Raw genomic sequence first — 17570 nt, forward strand, 5'->3', positions numbered from 1 at the left:
TTATATAATTGTATTTAATTAAGTCATGCATTCTTTAATTGCCAAGTTGTGAGGTTTATTGTGTCTTTTCCCAAGAAACAGATTGTCTGCTCTTCTGAAGGGAAAAAACGGCTGCTCATCACACCGGCACCACCATTAAAGAAAATTTCCACACTAGAGTTATCACATAATATTTGAAGATGTTTTATATCACCAGACCAGAAACGTGATTGCCATTCTCCATTTTTAACACTACGACGTTTTAACACGGCTTGGTTATTTTCAATAATTAAAGCAAGAGTATCAGAAAAATGAATAGTCAGAGAGCCGAATAACGCTACTTCAAGTTCAAACAAAAATCCGTTAATGTCTGGTGCATCATCAGCAATACCCTGCCAATATGCTGGATTTTGTCTGAGTTGCTGTAACTCTTTTACAGGTTGTTGATAAAGCTTATTTTCTTTTATATGTAATTCACGAGGGCAAGTCATTTGATGTATCCAACCATTAGCAATAGTTGGTTGATACATCTCTTCACCATCAGGAACTCCCATCCAACCAAATAATAGACGTCTGCCATTCGCTAATGTTGTTTGAGGTGCGTAAAACTCAAAACCTGCATCTAGTTCGATTAGTTCACCATGCTGAAATTGTAATGTTGAATAATCAAAGCTTCCTATTAAATAAGCACTGGGATGCGAATTTAAAAATCGATGTTGCTCTCTTTTTATACCTTGGGGACAAGTTAATAAAATAAAATGTCCATTAAGCTCAAAGAGATCTGGGCATTCCCACATATAACCCGCATCCTTTAAGCCCCCTACATAACTTCCAGCTAACTCACCGACTAATTGCCATTGATATAAATGAGATGCACGATAGAGCAAAACCTTACCCTGTTTATCTAAGTTTTGTGCGCCTAATACCATGTACCAGATATCATTATATTGCCAAACCTTCGGATCACGGACATGACCACTATAGCCATCAGGAAGCCCTAATACAGGCCCTAACTTATCAAAACCTCCCTGCTGATTTTCAACGGCTAAACATTGCCATGCCGTACGAGAGCCATCCTCAAATTTGACATTACCGGTATAACAAAGAGTTAATTGCCCTTGGTGGATCACAGCACTACCGGAATAACAGCCATCTTTGTCATAAATTTCATCAGGCAGTAAAGCAATAGGTTGATGCTGCCAAGTAATCAAATCCTTTGAACGCCAATGACCCCAACATTTATGTTTATGTTCACAAGACAAAGGGTTCCATTGATAAAACAGATGATAATATTCACCATCAAAACAAAACCCATTGGGATCATTTAATAATCCAGTTACTGGCGCTAAATGCCAATGTGGATAATATTTATCTTTTATGGCGTTAGCGCTATTACGCATGACCGATTGTAAAATCGCAGATAACTCTTCGTTTGTGTTCATTTATGCAGACTCCACTTTGTATTTAAGCAAAAGAGAGATAACAAACGCAGTCACAAAGGCAATCACAAGGCCAATAATATAATTCATAATTGAACCAGCTTGCACGATTGCAATACCCGGAATAGCAGTCAATCCTACAGCTGTCATATAAACATGTGAGCCTACAACCCAAGCGCCCCCAGCTGCACCACCAATTAACGCAGCAATAAAAGGTTTTCCATAACGCAAATTAATCCCGAAAATTGCCGCTTCAGTGATACCTAACATCGCGGAAAAACCTGATGGGATTGTGATTGCTTTAATTTTTGCATCTTTAGTTTTAAACCAAACAGCAATACAAGCACCACCTTGAGCAATATTCGCCATTGCCCAAATCGGCAATAAAAAGTTAACGCCAATATTAGGGTTACCTAATAAACCCGCCTCGACAGCATGAAAACTGTGGTGAATACCCGTAATAACAATCACAGAATAAAGGCCACCAAAAATTAGCCCTGCTATCCAACCCGCTTGTGTAATTAAGGTGCTTAATAGTAATGAGATACCATCACCTAAAAGGCGACCAACAGGCCCTATGACTAATAACGCCACAAAGCCCGAAATAATAACGGTTAAAAATGGTGTGATAATTAAATCAAGAGCATTAGGAACAACTTTACGTAATTGTTTTTCCAATACACTCATAAACCAAACGGCAAGTAATACAGGGAAAACAGTACCTTGGTAACCAATCATGGCAACTTCTAACCCAAAGAAATTCATGGTGTTAAAGCCAGCGGCAACACCCCATGCATTAGTTAATGCAGGATGCGTTAAAATACCACCGAGTGTTGCACCAAGATAAGGGTTTCCGCCAAACTCTTTTGCCGCAGTAAAACCAATCAAAATAGGCAAAATAATAAATGCCGCAGAGCTGCACATATCAAGCATGATATAGAGTGCATTATCAGGACTCACCCACTGGTTAGTTTTCATTAACCCAAGTAGCCCCATTAATAAACCTGACGCCACAATGGCAGGAATAATGGGCACAAAGATATTAGAGAGCAGTCTTGCTATTCGTTGAAATGGATTGAGCTTTTTAGCCGCAATATTAGCTGCTTCGGATTTGCTTGATTCACCAATGCCCGCCGCAGCAATAAAGGCAGCATGTACTTTATTGACTAAGCCAGTACCAAAGATAATTTGGATCTGCCCAGCATTACTAAAACACCCTTTCACCCCCTCTAATTTGTTTATTGCTTCTTTATCTGCTTTTGAGTCATCAACAAGAACAAGCCTTAGGCGCGTAGCGCAATGTGCTGCACTTGCGATGTTTTCAGCACCACCTAATAAAGGTACAAGCTGGTGAGCCACTTTTTCAATATTCATCATAGCCTCTGTGATTCTTTTTTATTTATGTAGCGAGTATTTAGTTTAATCAAAAAAAACTAAATCGGTTTAGCTAACAATTAGATTAAATAAAAATCAATTCAAGATAGCAATGAAAACTCAGTTAAAGGGCTTTTAATTGTGATCCAAGTTACAAAAAAGTACATTTATTAATCATATTTTGACTTTTAAAAATAGTTAAAAATAACGTTTAGCTAAACAAATTTTAATTTTTTGTTTAGCTAAACAGGTTAATCGGTTGTTAGATAATTATAGCTTCTAAAAATGACTTTTGAGTATTAGACAAAAATGACTATTGAACTAACAAAATCATATAGATAGAAATGAATAAGCAGTCTTTAAAAATGTTACTGATAACATCAGAACACTTAACCAATCGGTATGTATTTATTTATACAAAGATGTTAATCAAATGATTAAATATAGCTAATACATAAACTTAAGGTAACCTTTAAAAACTGGTAACTCTTGTTATAAATCACTTTTCTTTGATGTAAAGCAACTACAACTTTTAGGAAATACGTAGTATCCACATTAACAGTTGGGTTTTATTACCTACGTTAAAGTGGTTATTTTTTAACAACAATAACAATAATTATTTCTTTATAAGCTTGTTGGCTTCTGTTTCTTCTTAAAATGTGAATAATCAAGTGAGTAATGTATGAAAAACATCAAAGAGATGGCGTTACTTTCCACTCCCTTATCTCGCCGTCGTTTTGTAAAAACAGGTGCAGCGGGTGGTTTAGCAATAACTGCGGGTGGATTATCCCTTCCCTTTCATCAAGCTGTTGCCTCAGAAACACAATCAACAATAAACAGCGAAAAAGTAGTATGGAGTGCCTGTACAGTAAACTGTGGTAGCCGCTGCCCATTACGTATGCATGTGGTTGATGGCGAAATTAAATATGTAGAAACTGACAATACAGGCAATGATGTCTACGAAGAATTACACCAAGTTCGTGCCTGTTTACGTGGCCGCTCAATGCGTCGTCGTGTTTACAATCCTGACCGTTTACGCTACCCAATGAAACGTGTGGGTAAACGTGGCGAAGGTAAATTTGAACGTATTTCATGGGATGAAGCATTTGATACTATTTCAGATACCATGAAACGCTTAATCAAAGATTATGGTAATGAATCTATTTACCTAAACTACGGTACAGGAACTTTAGGTGGCACCATGACAAAATCTTGGCCACCAGGTGCAACGCTAATTGCACGTTTAATGAATTGTTGTGGCGGTTATCTTAATCACTATGGTGATTACAGTACGGCACAAATCGCAGCAGGTTTAAATTATACCTATGGTGGTTGGGCAGATGGTAATAGCCCTTCAGATATTGAAAACACCAAACTTGTCGTGATGTTCGGTAATAATCCAGGTGAAACACGTATGAGTGGTGGCGGTGTTACCTATTACGTTGAACAAGCTCGTGAGAAATCTGATGCACGAATGATTATCATCGATCCGCGTTATACCGATACAGGTGCAGGTCGTGAAGATGAGTGGATCCCTATTCGTCCAGGAACTGATGCCGCATTAGTCAATGCCTTAGCGTATGTCATGATCAAAGAAGACTTAGTTGATAAGCCTTTCCTAGATAAATATTGTGTTGGTTACGATGAAACGACGATGCCAGAAGGTGCGCCAAAAAATGGCCACTATAAAGCCTATATTTTAGGTGATGGCGCAGATGGTCAGCCTAAAACGCCAGAATGGGCAGCGCAAATTACCGGTATTCCTGCTTCACGCATTGTTAAATTAGCCCGTGAAATTGCAACAGCGAAACCTGCTTATATTACACAAGGCTGGGGGCCTCAACGCCGTTCTAACGGTGAACTTGCTTCTCGTGCTATTGCGATGCTCTCCATTTTAACAGGGAATGTGGGCATCAATGGCGGTAACACTGGTGCTCGCGAAGGCTCTTACAGCATTCCTTTTGTTCGTATGCCTACGTTCACTAACCCTGTCACCACCAGCATTTCCATGTTTATGTGGACGGATGCAATCTTACGTGGTCCAGAAATGACAGCAACTCGTGATGGTGTTCGTGGTAAAGACAAACTTGATGTGCCTATTAAAATGGTATGGAACTACGCAGGTAACTGTTTAGTAAACCAACATTCTGAAATCAATCGTACTCACGACATTTTGCAAGACGATAAAAAATGCGAAATGATTGTGGTGATCGATAACCATATGACAGCATCTGCTAAATATGCCGATATTCTACTTCCTGATTGCACTGCATCAGAACAGATGGATTTCTGTATGGATGCATCGGCGGGTAATATGGCGTATGTCATTTTTGCAGATCAAGCAATTAAACCTCGCTTTGAAAGCCGTAATATCTATGAAATGACCAGCGAAATTGCAAAACGCATGGGTGTAGGTGAAAAATTCACTGAAAATCGTACTCAAGAAGAATGGTTACGTCACCTTTACGAACAATCTCGTCAAAACTTACCAGAACTTCCAACTTTTGAAGAATTCCGTACTCAAGGGATCTTCAAAAAACGCGACCCAGAAGGTCACCATGTTGCTTATCGCAAATTCCGTGAAGATCCTGAAAATAACCCATTAACGACACCATCAGGCAAAATTGAGATTTATTCTTCTCAACTTGCTGACATTAAAGCGACATGGGAACTTGCATCTGACGATGTCATTGATCCACTGCCGATTTATTCTGCTGGTTTTGAAAGCTATGGTGATCCGGCAATGGAAAAATATCCATTACAAATGACGGGTTTCCACTATAAATCACGTACTCACTCAACTTATGGCAACGTAGATGTTTTAAAAGCGGCATGTCCACAAGAAATATGGATAAACCCTGTTGATGCATCAAAACGAGGTATTAAACACGGTGATTTAGTGCGTATTTATAACGATCGTGGTGAAGTTAGGATCAACGCAAAAGTGACACCTCGTATTTTACCCGGTGTAGTCGGTTTAAGTGAAGGTGCTTGGTATAACCCAGATAGTAACCGCATTGATCACGCAGGTAGCATTAACGTGTTAACGACACAACGCCCTTCGCCACTTGCCAAGGGTAATCCTTCTCACAGTAATCTTGTTGAAGTCGTCAAGGCGTAAGGAGTCTGGTTATGTCAACGCAATATGGTTTTTACATTGATTCAAGTCGTTGCACCGGCTGCAAAACCTGTGAACTGGCGTGCAAGGATTTTAAAAATTTATCCCCTGAAGTCAATTTCCGCCGTATCTATGAATATGCCGGTGGTGATTGGACAGAGCAAGATGGTGTTTATACACAGAACGTTTTTGCTTATTACTTATCTATTTCATGTAACCATTGTGACGATCCTGCTTGTGCAAAAGTTTGCCCAAGTGGTGCAATGCATAAACGTGAAGATGGTTTTGTTGTCGTTAATGAAGATATTTGTATCGGTTGTCGTTATTGTCACATGGCATGCCCTTATGGCGCACCACAATTTGATGAAGTTAAAGGTCATATGACCAAATGTGACGGTTGCTATGAACGTGTAGCTGAAGGCAAAAAACCGATTTGTGTTGAGTCTTGTCCACTACGCGCATTAGATATGGCACCAATTGAAGAATTACGCGCTAAATACGGTGATTTAGCTGAAATTGCCCCACTTCCTTCAGCAAAATACACCAAGCCAAATATTGTCCTTAAATTAAATGCCAATAGCCGTCCTGTGGGTGATACCACCGGTCATCTGGCAAACCCAGAGGAGGTGTAAGATGGTGGGATTGCATGAATGGCCACTGATGTTCTTTACAGTTATCGGTCAAAGTGTTGCTGGCGCTTTTATTATCATGGGATGCGCTATTCTTTCGGGTAAACTCTCCGCAGAAATGAACCGAAAAGTACATTACAGCATGTTTGGACTCTGGGCATTAATGGGAATTGGCTTCCTATTATCTATGATGCATATGGGAACCCCATTACGCGCATTTAACTCATTACTTCGTCTTGGTCACTCATCATTAAGTAATGAAATAGCCAGCGGTTCAATTTTCTTTGCCCTAGGGGGGATTTACTGGTTACTGGCTGTACTTAATAAAATGCCTGCTGCATTAGGCAAATTATGGGTCGCACTGGTTATGGTATTAGCCGCATTATTTATTATCGCGATCTCTCGTGTATACCAAATTGATACCGTGCCAACGTGGTATAACAGCTATACCACATTTAATTTTGTGCTGACAGCCTTTATCAGTGGTCCTATTTTAGCAGCGCTCTTAATGCGCATTGCAGGCTTTAACTTAAACTGCGTTAGTGCATTGCCATTATTAAGTGTTATCGCAATTGTTGTGAGTGCGATTGTGGCAACATCACAAGGCTTTGAATTAGGCGCTATTCAAACCTCTGTGCAAAAAGCAGTAGATTTAGTCCCTAACTATGGTGCGCTAATGGGAATTAAATTAGTGGCTTTAGTCTTAGGCTTAAGTTGCTGGATTGCACCACTTCTGCGTAAAAATAACCCTTCTGTTGCTTTATTAGCATTGGGCTTTATTTTAATGTTTGCCGGTGAGTTTATCGGACGCGGTGTATTCTATGGTTTACATATGACTGTCGGTATGGCGGTGGTTGGTTAATTAAAAACGCTGCCTTTAAACCGCTGTAATAGTTAAAAAGCCCGCACTTTTTATCTGTTATGGCGGTTTTCCTTTTATATTGCGGTATCACTCTTTTTTAATCTTCGTCATTATGTTTAGATAGAAAATCGCATATAGTAAAGACAATAAATCTAAGCGGATTATAAAAATATTATGGAACAACAACTTATTACTGATATTTCTCTCACTGCCCGTATTTTAGGTGCTGCGTTTTATTATGCGCCTACTGAGAAAAGTGACATTGTCGAGCTGCTGTCGAGTCAAAAGTGGGTTGAAGAATGGCCATATGGCAATGAGGAAGAAAAGCAGCGCATTGCTAGCCTTCTTTCACAAACCACATTGGCAGAAGAAACTTTAGCACAAGCATATCAACGTTTATTTATCGGCCCTTACGCACTACCTGCGCCACCTTGGGGCTCGGTTTACCTTGATCATGAAAATGTATTATTCGGTAACTCAACATTAGATTTACGCGAATGGATGCTAGAAAATGGTATTGATATTGCGTTAACTCAAAATGAGCCGGAAGATCACTTTGGTTTAATGGTGATGATGGTAGCTTGGATTGCAGAAACTCGTCCTGAAAAGCTCAATGAGCTATTAGCCGAACACCTTCTGCCGTGGGCTTATCGTTATTTAGAAAAGTTATCTTTACAAGGGGCATTCCCTTATTACGAAGGTTTAGCCATGTTGGCGACATTAACGCTCAAAAGTTGGCAATCGCAGTTAAATGTGACCCCTGCTGAAAAACAGTTATTTTGTTGATTTACAATAGACCATAAAAATGTGAAGCCCTAAAGACGGAAAAAACTCTCGCTTTTAGGGCTTTGATATATAAATAGTTAACGTTCTTAAGATTGTTTCGACCAAAATTGATAAAGCCTAGGTTGTGTTTCATCTTCGGTTTTTATCTGTGTAAATTGAAGGCCTTCTTGTTGTTCTGGCGCCTTTCTTAATGCTTTAGCAATGCTGGCTGTTGATAGTCCGTAAGGCTCGGCATCCTCATTAGAATAGGCATAAAAAATCTTAGAAATCCCCGCCATGCGCATAGCGGCAAGACACATTGGACAAGGTTGTCCACTGGCATAAACAATACAATCATCTAACTTTGTTCGCCCTAATACTTTACCAGCTTCCCGTAATGCTAATAATTCAGCATGAGCAGTGGGATCATTTGTCGTTACTATTTGATTGACTGCACTTGCAATTACTTGACCATTATTCACAATGACCGCGCCAAATGGCCTTCCCCCCACTTTCACATTATCCATTGCCAGCGATATGGCTTGTTGTATAAATTGATTATCTGACATTATTTTGCCCCCGCTTTTTCAAGTATATTAGCGATGTTTGTATAGCCTTTATCTTTAGCTAAGGTTAATGGTGTGTGGCCAGAGCCATCGGCGAGGTTAACGTTAGCTCCACCTTCAATAAGTAAAGTCACAATCTCTTCATATTTTTTGCTACCATCACCTAAAATAATAGCTTCGATTAAAGCCGTCCAACCTAAACGATTAATATGATCAACATCCACACCCGCATCAATTAATGTTTTTACCGTTTTTACATGTCCTCGCTCAGAAGCTGGAATTAATGCTGTTCCACCATAACGATTAACACTTTTAAGAGAAGCACCATGTGATAACGTTAATTCTAAGATCTCCTGCAACCCTCTCGCTCCCGAATAAAGATAAGGTGAATCTTGAATCGCATCACGAGCATTAACATCGGCACCTTGTTCAATCAGATATTTTGCAACCTCAATTTGGTTAGCATGTGTGGCAGCCATTAAAGGAGTGCGCAATTTTAGATCTCGTTGTTCTATATTAGCACCTTGTTCTATCTGACGTTTCAATTCAGATAAATTTCCCTCTTGTGCCAATGTAACCAGATATGCTTTATCAGAATTAGCCATCACTTTAACCATAAAGATAGATGAAATTATTAATAGGCTTAAGAAGTATAAAAACCATTTGCTCTTTAAATAGAGAGTATTCATTCAATATCTCCTAGAAAATGCTAATTTTGACTTACTTAATTAGCATACTATTTGAACTCATAATTATATCTAACAAAGCGATGACATTATTTCAACAAATCAACAGGTAATTAACTGCCTATCAAGGCATTTTTATACTTTTTTTACACTTCCCCTATCTCTTTTATCAACATCTTTACAGACCTTTAATTACGCTTACTGAATCTAAATAGATGAAGGATAGTTCTAATGTTGATATTTGGTGCTGTGACGTTAGTTATTTTGCTCACTGCTTATCTTATCTATGTGTTATTTAACGCAGAGGCATTTTAAAAATGGCAACAACAATGTTGATATATCTTGCTGTTTTTCTAATTACATTATTTGTGATAGGAAAAATGCTTGGGCATTATTTAGCTCGCCTTATCGAAGGTGATTTACCTCATTGGATTACTCAAACTGAACATGTTATTTGGCGTTGCTGTGGTTTCAAGCCCGCAGGCAAAGCAATCCAACCGATGAACTGGTATCACTATATGCTCGCCCTACTTATTTTTAATTTAATGGGCGCAATTCTATTATTTGTCACACTGCTTAACCAAGGCTATTTACCTTTAAATCCTCAATTTGCCCCTAATATGAATTGGGATTTAGCGTTCAATACCACAATTAGCTTTGTCACAAATACTAATTGGCAAGCGTATAGCGGTGAAACGGCTGTCAGCTATTTAAGCCAAATGACGGGGCTTGCAGTGCAAAACTTCTTATCTGCAACAACAGGTATAGCTGTCGCTTTTGTTTTAATTAGAGCGCTAACACAGTCATCTTGTACTTCATTAGGCAATGCTTGGGTTGATATTGGACGCATTACATTATATGTCCTACTCCCTTTATCTATTATTTGGTCACTGTTATTTGTCAGCCAAGGTGTGATACAAAACTTTCACCCAGCACTATTAAGTCAAGGCCTTGATGGGCAACAACAATGGTTACCAATGGGGCCTGTTGCGTCTCAAGAAGCAATTAAGTTATTAGGCACAAATGGCGGTGGTTATTTTGCGGCAAACTCTGCACATCCTTATGAAAATCCAACTTCATTAAGTAACTTCTTACAAATACTCGCTATTTTTCTTATTCCTACTGCCTTATGTTTTGCCTTTGGTCGTTTAAGTGGAACACAACGGCAAGGCCATACCTTGCTTTGGGCTATGACGTTAATTTTCATTGTTGCTGTTAGTGTGATCACTTGGGCTGAATGGCAAGGAAATCCAGAATTTATCTTTGCGGGTACAGATAGTTCGTTGAATATGGAAGGTAAAGAAACACGCTTTGGCATTATAGGTAGCGCTATTTTTGTTGCCGTCACAACAGCGGCATCTTGTGGTGCTGTTAATGCGATGCATGACTCACTAACAGCATTAGGTGGCATGGTACCAATGTGGTTAATGCAAACAGGCGAAGTAGTATTTGGCGGTGTAGGATCAGGATTTTACGGCATGATCCTCTATGTGTTATTAGCTGTATTTATCGCTGGATTAATGGTTGGTCGTGCGCCGGAATATCTCGGTAAAAAGATTGGTGTTGCTGAAATGAAATGGGTAGCTGTTGCCATTTTAATTTCTCCAGCCGTTGTTTTATTAGGTACAACTCTCGCTTTATTTACTGATGTTGGTCGTGAAGCCATTTTAAACCCAGGTCCTCATGGCTTTAGCGAAGTGTTATATGCTTTTACTTCTGCTGCGAACAATAACGGTAGTGCTTTTGCAGGACTCAATGTTAATTCACCTTTTTATAATCTGTTATTAGGTATCGCAATGCTCATTGGTCGCTTTGGTGTCATGTTACCTGTTTTAGCTATCGCAGGTAGTTTAGCCGTGAAAAAGCGTCAGCCAGAAAGCTTGGCAACACTCTCTACCACTTCACCGCTATTTATTTTGTTATTGATCCTCACTGTATTAATGATCGGCGCTTTGACTTTTGTTCCGGCATTAGCCCTTGGCCCTATTGCAGAACACTTACAGCTGTTTTGGGCGAAATAAGGAAACGTATCATGAAAACAACTCAACTATTTGATAAAAAAACCGTGATATCGGCTTTCTTTGATGCGATAAAAAAATGTACACCTCAAGCGCAATGGCGTAACCCGGTGATGTTTATTGTTTATGTTGGCGCGCTTTTAACGACCAGTATTTGGATTGCTTCATTATTAGGTTATTTCCCTGATGATAATCACTTTACTTTACAAGTAATGTTTTGGTTATGGGTAACATTGTTATTTGCCAATTTTGCTGAGTCATTAGCAGAAAGTCGAAGCAAAGCACAAGCTGCTAGCTTACGTGGCGCTAAACGACAATCTAAAGCAGTACGTTTACATCACGCTGACATCAATGCACCGAAAGAAACCGTTGATTCTTTCTCATTACATAAAGGTGATATTGTTTTAGTTAACTCGGGTGAAGTTATTCCTTGTGATGGTGAAGTCATAGAAGGTGGTGCCTCTGTTGATGAAAGTGCGATTACGGGCGAATCAGCACCCGTGATCCGTGAGTCAGGTGGTGATTTTTCTTCTGTGACTGGCGGTACTCGAGTATTGTCCGATTGGCTAATTATTCGCTGTACTGCTGAGGCAGGTAATTCATTTCTCGACCGTATGATTGGAATGGTAGAAGGTGCGAAGCGTAGAAAAACGCCGAATGAAGTTGCTTTAACTATCTTATTAACAGCCCTGACACTTATTTTCTTATTGGCGTGCGTTACTCTTTATCCATTCAGTGTGTTTGCTGTCGAGTTTCAAGGACATGGCGATATTATTTCCGTTGTCACTTTAATCGCTTTATTAGTGTGTCTTATTCCCACTACGATTGGCGGTTTACTTTCATCAATTGGTGTGGCAGGCATGAGCCGAATGCTTGACGCCAATGTGATTGCAACCAGTGGGCGAGCGGTTGAGGCCGCAGGTGATGTTGATGTCTTACTGCTTGATAAAACAGGCACAATTACACTGGGTAATCGACAAGCTTCTCGTTTTATCCCTCTTTCAGGTATTAGTGAAAAACAGCTCGCCGATGCGGCACAGCTAAGCTCACTTGCAGATGAAACGCCTGAAGGTAGAAGCATTGTGATCCTCGCTAAACAGCGTTTTAATTTGCGCGAACGTGATTTAGCGTCAATTGGAGCGTCTTTTATTCCCTTTTCTGCAATGACAAGAATGAGCGGCGTTAATTTAGGAGAGCGCTTGATCCGCAAAGGCTCCGTTGATGCTATTCGTCGTCATATTGAAGTCAGTCATGGCCATTTTCCTGATGAAGTCACCGCGATAGTCGAACAAGTCGCCAGAACGGGTGGGACACCGCTGGTGGTAGTTGAAAATCAGAAAATCTTAGGTGTTGTTGAACTTAAAGATATTGTGAAAGGTGGAATTAAAGAGCGCTTTGCTCAACTTCGCCAAATGGGGATAAAAACCGTCATGATCACGGGTGATAATCATCTTACGGCTGCAGCTATCGCAGCAGAGTCTGGTGTAGATGATTTTCTGGCTGAAGCAACACCTGAGGCAAAATTAGCATTAATTCGTCAATATCAATCAGAAGGTCGATTAGTTGCAATGACAGGTGATGGTACTAATGATGCCCCTGCATTAGCACAAGCCGATGTTGCTGTTGCGATGAACTCAGGTACTCAAGCCGCCAAAGAAGCAGGCAATATGGTTGATTTAGACTCTAATCCAACAAAATTAATCGAAGTTGTACATATCGGTAAACAAATGCTAATGACACGAGGCGCTTTAACAACATTTAGTATTTCCAACGATATTGCTAAATACTTCGCTATTATTCCAGCTGCTTTTGCTGTCACCTATCCACAGCTCAACATGCTTAATATCATGAACTTACATTCACCCGCATCTGCAATGCTATCTGCGGTTATTTTTAACGCCTTAATTATTATCTTTTTGATCCCTCTTGCTCTTAAAGGTGTTCATTATCGTCCTGTCTCTGCGCACTCATTATTGCGTCGTAACCTCTCTTTATACGGGATCAGTGGATTATTAGTCCCTTTTATTGGCATTAAAATCATCGATATGATCTTAGCGTTTATTGGGTTTTAAGGAGTTCTATATGCATCTATTTCGTTCATCATTAGTGATGTTATTATTACTCACACTAATAACCGGACTCGCTTATCCTTTGTTTGTTACAGGATTAGCCAACCTTATTTTTCCATGGCAAGCGAACGGCTCACTGATTTATCAAGATAATAAACTTATTGGTTCTGAGTTGATTGGGCAACAATTTACGCGGGATGATTATTTTAAAAGTCGCCCATCAATGACGTCCGAAATGCCCTATAACAGCATGGCATCAGGTGCCAGCCAACTAGCAACATCAAATCCATTATTACTTAATGAGATAACTCAACGTATTCAAATATGAAAGAAAGCAACGCATAATCAACATGTTGTTCCTGTTGATTTAGTCACAGCATCAGGAAGTGGACTTGATCCTCATATTTCATTACAAGCAGCTTATTATCAAATTGAAAATATTGCTTATTCTCGCCAACTCACTAAAAATGAAATTAAGCAGTTAATAAAAGACAATACTACATCACCGCTGATGTCATTTATGGGTGACCCTGTTGTGAATGTATTTATGCTAAATCAAGCACTTGATAAATTAAGTGCAGAAAAGCAGCAAAAAGTGAGTACTCAATAAAATGGAACTCGATCAGCAATGGCAACGCCCTTCTCCTGATGATTTACTCGCTTCAACGCGAACAACAACTCGTGGGCGTTTAAAAATATTTTTTGGTGCCTGTGCAGGTGTAGGGAAAACTTACGCCATGTTACAAGAAGCTCAACGCCTCCACCAGCAAGGTATTGATGTCCTTGCTGGTGTTGTTGAAACGCACCAAAGGCAAGAAACGGCTGCATTACTGCACGGATTACCTTTATTGCCACTACAACGTATTCACCATCACGGTAGAAAGCTTGTCGCGTTTGATTTAGATGCCGCATTAGCTAGGCATCCGGCGGTGATCTTAATGGATGAACTGGCATTTAGTAATCCTCATAAATGCCGACATCCTAAGCGCTGGCAAGATGTGGAAGAACTATTGGATGCAGGTATTGATGTCCTTGCCACAATAAATGTACAACACATTGAAAGTCTTAATGATATCGTCGGGAGTATTACAGGAATTCGAGTCCAAGAAACGATCCCTGACTATATTTTCGATAGTGCTGATGAAGTGGTTATGGTGGATTTACCACCTGATGATCTACAACAACGTTTACATGAAGGCAAAGTCTATCTAGCTGGACAAGCAGAACGTGCGATTGAACACTTTTTTCGTAAAGGTAATTTAATCGCACTACGAGAATTAGCCTTACGCCGTATGGCAGATAGAGTTGATACACAAGTTAAAGAGTTTCGAGATAGCCAAGGAACGGCTCCTGTTTGGCACACCACAGATAGTCTGATGGTTTGTCTCGGCGCTCATGGCGGTAACGACAAATTAGTTCGCACGGCAGCGCGTTATGCTGCCGCCTTTGGTTGCCAATGGCATGCTATTTATGTTGAAACGCCTAAGCTTCATCAAATTGGCGAGCATAAACGCCGAGCTATCTTACACTCTCTAAAATTAGCACAACATCTAGGAGCGAGAACGGCGATCCTTTCTGATAACCAAGCTGAAAAGGCCGTGATCCGTTACGCCAGAGAGCATAATCTTGGAAAAGTGGTTATTGGTCAACGCGCTTACCAAAAATGGCAATGGTTAAAACGCTGGATACGGATGCGTTTTGCAGAAAAATTAGCGCGTTATGCACCTGATCTCCATGTTATCAGTGTCGCCCTCAATGATGAGGACATACGTTATAAAACCAAAACAGCACCACTACAAAATGATAAATGGCGACAAGAGATAAAAGGTTATTTTACAGCGATTGGATTATGTTTAGCGATCACCTTATTCTCTCGCACATTTCTATTAGCACTTGATAAAGCCAATTTAGTCACACTCTATTTATTGGGTGTTGTATTAATTGCACTCTTTTTTGGTCGTCGCCCTTCTATTTTTGCGGCATTAATTAATGTTATTAGTTTTGACCTGTTTTTTGTACAGCCTCACTTTTCGCTCGCTGTACTCGATATGCAGTATTTGGTCACTTTTACAGTGATGCTTATTGTCGGATTAGTGGTTGGTAATTTAACTGCGGGTATGCGTTATCAAACCCGCGTCGCCCGTTATCGAGAACAGCGCACTCGCCACTTATTTGAAATGACGAGAGAACTGGGTCGAGCGGTAACGTTACAAGAAATTGTTCGCACTAGTTATCATTTTTTATCAAGTGCCTTTGATGCCAAAGTGTGTTTATTACTGCCCAACAAACAAGGTGAATTAACACCTTTTCATGCACAAGGCATGGGGCTTTTACCTATTGATAATGCCATTGCACGCTGGTGTTGTGATAAAGATCAAATTGCTGGTGCAGGCACAGATACTCTACCAAGTGTGCCTTACCAATTACATCCGATTACCGCCTCTCAACAAGTTTTAGCTATTTTAGCGATTGAACCGAATAATCTTCGTCAACTGCTTATCCCGGAGCAACAGCAGCTATTGCAAACTTTTAATGGTTTAATTGCTAATGCCCTTGAGCGATTACAACAGGCTGAAATTGCAGAACAATCTCGAATTAATATCGAAAGAGAGCAATTAAGAAATGCATTATTAGCCGCACTTTCTCATGATTTAAAAACACCGCTTACTGTGCTTTTTGGTCAATCAGAGATTTTGCTTCTCGATTTAAGTGCTGAAGGTTCATCCCATACAGAGCAAGTTAACCAAATTCGACAGCAGATCCTGACAACCTCACGGTTAGTCAATAATTTACTGGATATGGCACGTATTCAATCCGGTGGCATTCAAGTGAATTTACAATGGAATTCGCTACAAGAAATAACGGGAAGTGCCATTCGTTCTCTCTCTTATTTACTTGATAAACATCCATTACAAATTGATATTTCTGCTGATTTATTGCTTTATTGCGATGGTAATTTAATTGAACGAGTTATCACGAACTTACTTGAAAATGCAGTGAAATATACGACATCAAACACAAAAATCGGAGTAAAAGCCTATATTGATGTCGCTAAAATTCATGTTGAAGTATGGGATGAGGGTCATGGGATCCCAACCGACCAACTACAACTTATTTTTAATAAATTTTCACGTGCAGTAAAAGAATCCGCAATTCCTGGTGTTGGATTAGGTTTAGCCATATGTAGCGCCATTATTCACTTACATGAAGGTGAAATTTGGGCTGAAAACAATAAAAAAGGTGGAGCAAGCTTCCACTTTGTTTTACCTTTAAAATCACTCCCTGATATTGATGAGATTGAAATAAAACAGTGACTCCATATAACATTTTAATTATTGAAGATGAGAAAGAGATTCTACGCTTTGTTCGGCTAGCTTTAGAGAGCGAAGGATTTCGTGTTTATGAAGCCAATGAATGCCAACGAGGATTAATTGAAGCCGCATCAAGAAAACCTGATTTAGTTATTCTTGATCTTGGTTTGCCAGACAAAGATGGTCTCTGTTTTATTCAAGATTTTCGCCAATGGAGTAGTACCCCCATTATCGTACTTTCAGCACGAGATTCAGAGCAAGATAAAGTGAAAGCACTTGATGCAGGAGCGGATGATTATCTGACGAAACCTTTTGGTATTAGTGAACTACTCGCCAGAATCAGAGCATCACTACGCCGTTTTGTTAAACAAGAAACACAAAGTACACAATTTACTTTTGGTGATATTACGATTGATTGGGTTAATCGTATTGTTACTCGTCAAAATGACCCCGTTCATTTAACGCCGACAGAATTTCGTTTACTAAGTGAATTAGTTAATAACAGTGGTAAAGTACTTACTCAACGGCATTTAATGCAACATGTTTGGGGGCCTAATTTCGTTGAACATAGTCACTATTTGCGCATTTATATGGGACATTTACGCCAAAAACTAGAAACCGATCCCGCATGTCCGGTGCATTTAATGACAGAAACGGGGATTGGCTATCGATTTATGCCTTAACTAAACTCAAAATCCCACCACAAGTGACATTTGAGTACACTTATCAACTCTTGCCACTACTCATGGCAGGA

Annotated in this window: 13 protein-coding genes and 1 pseudogene; 10 read left to right on the forward strand and 4 right to left on the reverse strand. The window is 39.7% G+C overall.

Annotation, left to right across the window (positions count from 1 at the left end; genetic code table 11):
* Positions 1 to 23: 23 nt before the first annotated feature.
* Both CUB63_RS15860 and CUB63_RS15865 read right to left on the reverse strand, forming a co-directional pair.
* Positions 24 to 1421 carry a sucrose-6-phosphate hydrolase gene (locus tag CUB63_RS15860; RefSeq protein WP_072063954.1) on the reverse strand — a complete coding sequence of 466 codons (1398 nt, stop codon included), beginning with the start codon at positions 1419 to 1421 and terminating at the stop codon, positions 24 to 26.
* The gene (locus tag CUB63_RS15865) at positions 1422 to 2792 is read right to left on the reverse strand and encodes a sucrose-specific PTS transporter subunit IIBC (RefSeq protein WP_109400457.1); all 1371 of its coding nucleotides are present in this window, start codon (positions 2790 to 2792) and stop codon (positions 1422 to 1424) included. It lies immediately after the preceding gene.
* 682 nt (positions 2793 to 3474) lie between these two features.
* Between CUB63_RS15865 and dmsA the strand changes: the two genes are divergently transcribed.
* The 4 genes from dmsA (at position 3475) to dmsD (ending at position 8187) form a co-directional block, all read left to right on the forward strand.
* A complete protein-coding gene (gene dmsA / locus CUB63_RS15870) occupies positions 3475 to 5913 on the forward strand; it encodes a dimethylsulfoxide reductase subunit A (RefSeq protein WP_072063956.1) in 2439 nt (812 codons plus the stop codon).
* Positions 5914 to 5924: 11 nt separating this feature from the next.
* Entirely contained in the window at positions 5925 to 6542 is a 618-nt protein-coding gene (locus CUB63_RS15875) for a DMSO/selenate family reductase complex B subunit (protein ID WP_023582154.1), read from the forward strand.
* A gap of 1 nt (position 6543) precedes the next feature.
* On the forward strand, positions 6544 to 7401 hold the full coding sequence (locus CUB63_RS15880; RefSeq protein ID WP_006536762.1) for a DmsC/YnfH family molybdoenzyme membrane anchor subunit: 858 nt from the start codon (positions 6544 to 6546) through the stop codon (positions 7399 to 7401).
* Between the two features lie 174 nt (positions 7402 to 7575).
* Entirely contained in the window at positions 7576 to 8187 is a 612-nt protein-coding gene (gene dmsD, locus CUB63_RS15885) for a Tat proofreading chaperone DmsD (RefSeq protein ID WP_072063958.1), read from the forward strand.
* Between the two features lie 86 nt (positions 8188 to 8273).
* On the opposite strand, the gene CUB63_RS15890 is transcribed toward dmsD, so the two are convergent.
* On the reverse strand, positions 8274 to 8735 hold the full coding sequence (locus CUB63_RS15890; protein WP_109848481.1) for a nucleoside deaminase: 462 nt from the start codon (positions 8733 to 8735) through the stop codon (positions 8274 to 8276).
* Positions 8735 to 9421 (reverse strand): ankyrin repeat domain-containing protein, encoded by a 687-nt coding sequence (locus CUB63_RS15895; RefSeq protein ID WP_109848482.1) that lies wholly within the window; start codon positions 9419 to 9421, stop codon positions 8735 to 8737. The genes CUB63_RS15890 and CUB63_RS15895 overlap by 1 nt, the downstream gene beginning before the upstream one ends.
* Before the next feature lie 228 nt (positions 9422 to 9649).
* Between CUB63_RS15895 and CUB63_RS18015 the strand changes: the two genes are divergently transcribed.
* The 6 genes and pseudogenes from CUB63_RS18015 (at position 9650) to kdpE (ending at position 17499) form a co-directional block, all read left to right on the forward strand.
* Positions 9650 to 9733 carry a potassium-transporting ATPase subunit F gene (locus CUB63_RS18015; RefSeq protein ID WP_109848483.1) on the forward strand — a complete coding sequence of 28 codons (84 nt, stop codon included), beginning with the start codon at positions 9650 to 9652 and terminating at the stop codon, positions 9731 to 9733.
* A gap of 2 nt (positions 9734 to 9735) precedes the next feature.
* Entirely contained in the window at positions 9736 to 11439 is a 1704-nt protein-coding gene (kdpA, locus tag CUB63_RS15905) for a potassium-transporting ATPase subunit KdpA (RefSeq protein ID WP_109848484.1), read from the forward strand.
* An 11-nt stretch (positions 11440 to 11450) separates the two neighbouring features.
* Positions 11451 to 13508, forward strand: coding sequence for a potassium-transporting ATPase subunit KdpB (gene kdpB / locus CUB63_RS15910; RefSeq protein ID WP_072063961.1), 2058 nt, complete (start codon positions 11451 to 11453; stop codon positions 13506 to 13508).
* A gap of 10 nt (positions 13509 to 13518) precedes the next feature.
* Positions 13519 to 14115 (forward strand): annotated as a pseudogene (kdpC, locus tag CUB63_RS15915) (potassium-transporting ATPase subunit KdpC).
* Between the two features lies 1 nt (position 14116).
* Positions 14117 to 16819: a two-component system sensor histidine kinase KdpD gene (gene kdpD / locus CUB63_RS15920; RefSeq protein WP_109848485.1), complete on the forward strand. Its 2703-nt coding sequence runs from the start codon at positions 14117 to 14119 to the stop codon at positions 16817 to 16819.
* Complete coding sequence (gene kdpE, locus CUB63_RS15925) at positions 16816 to 17499, forward strand: two-component system response regulator KdpE (protein ID WP_006536753.1); 684 nt, start codon at positions 16816 to 16818, stop codon at positions 17497 to 17499. Before kdpD ends, kdpE begins: the two co-directional genes overlap by 4 nt.
* Positions 17500 to 17570 lie beyond the last annotated feature (71 nt).

This window comes from Proteus penneri (assembly GCF_003144535.1).
Taxonomy (GTDB): Bacteria; Pseudomonadota; Gammaproteobacteria; order Enterobacterales; family Enterobacteriaceae; genus Proteus; species Proteus penneri.

Bases quoted from the DNA above. Each gene is read 5' to 3' on its own strand.
- CUB63_RS15860 (WP_072063954.1), bottom strand. From the start codon at position 1,421: ATGAACACAAACGAAGAGTTATCTGCGATTTTACAATCGGTCATGCGT.
- CUB63_RS15865 (WP_109400457.1), bottom strand. From the start codon at position 2,792: ATGAATATTGAAAAAGTGGCTCACCAGCTTGTACCTTTATTAGGTGGT.
- dmsA (WP_072063956.1), top strand. From the start codon at position 3,475: ATGAAAAACATCAAAGAGATGGCGTTACTTTCCACTCCCTTATCTCGC.
- CUB63_RS15875 (WP_023582154.1), top strand. From the start codon at position 5,925: ATGTCAACGCAATATGGTTTTTACATTGATTCAAGTCGTTGCACCGGC.
- CUB63_RS15880 (WP_006536762.1), top strand. From the start codon at position 6,544: ATGGTGGGATTGCATGAATGGCCACTGATGTTCTTTACAGTTATCGGT.
- dmsD (WP_072063958.1), top strand. From the start codon at position 7,576: ATGGAACAACAACTTATTACTGATATTTCTCTCACTGCCCGTATTTTA.
- CUB63_RS15890 (WP_109848481.1), bottom strand. From the start codon at position 8,735: ATGTCAGATAATCAATTTATACAACAAGCCATATCGCTGGCAATGGAT.
- CUB63_RS15895 (WP_109848482.1), bottom strand. From the start codon at position 9,421: ATGAATACTCTCTATTTAAAGAGCAAATGGTTTTTATACTTCTTAAGC.
- CUB63_RS18015 (WP_109848483.1), top strand. From the start codon at position 9,650: ATGTTGATATTTGGTGCTGTGACGTTAGTTATTTTGCTCACTGCTTAT.
- kdpA (WP_109848484.1), top strand. From the start codon at position 9,736: ATGGCAACAACAATGTTGATATATCTTGCTGTTTTTCTAATTACATTA.
- kdpB (WP_072063961.1), top strand. From the start codon at position 11,451: ATGAAAACAACTCAACTATTTGATAAAAAAACCGTGATATCGGCTTTC.
- kdpD (WP_109848485.1), top strand. From the start codon at position 14,117: ATGGAACTCGATCAGCAATGGCAACGCCCTTCTCCTGATGATTTACTC.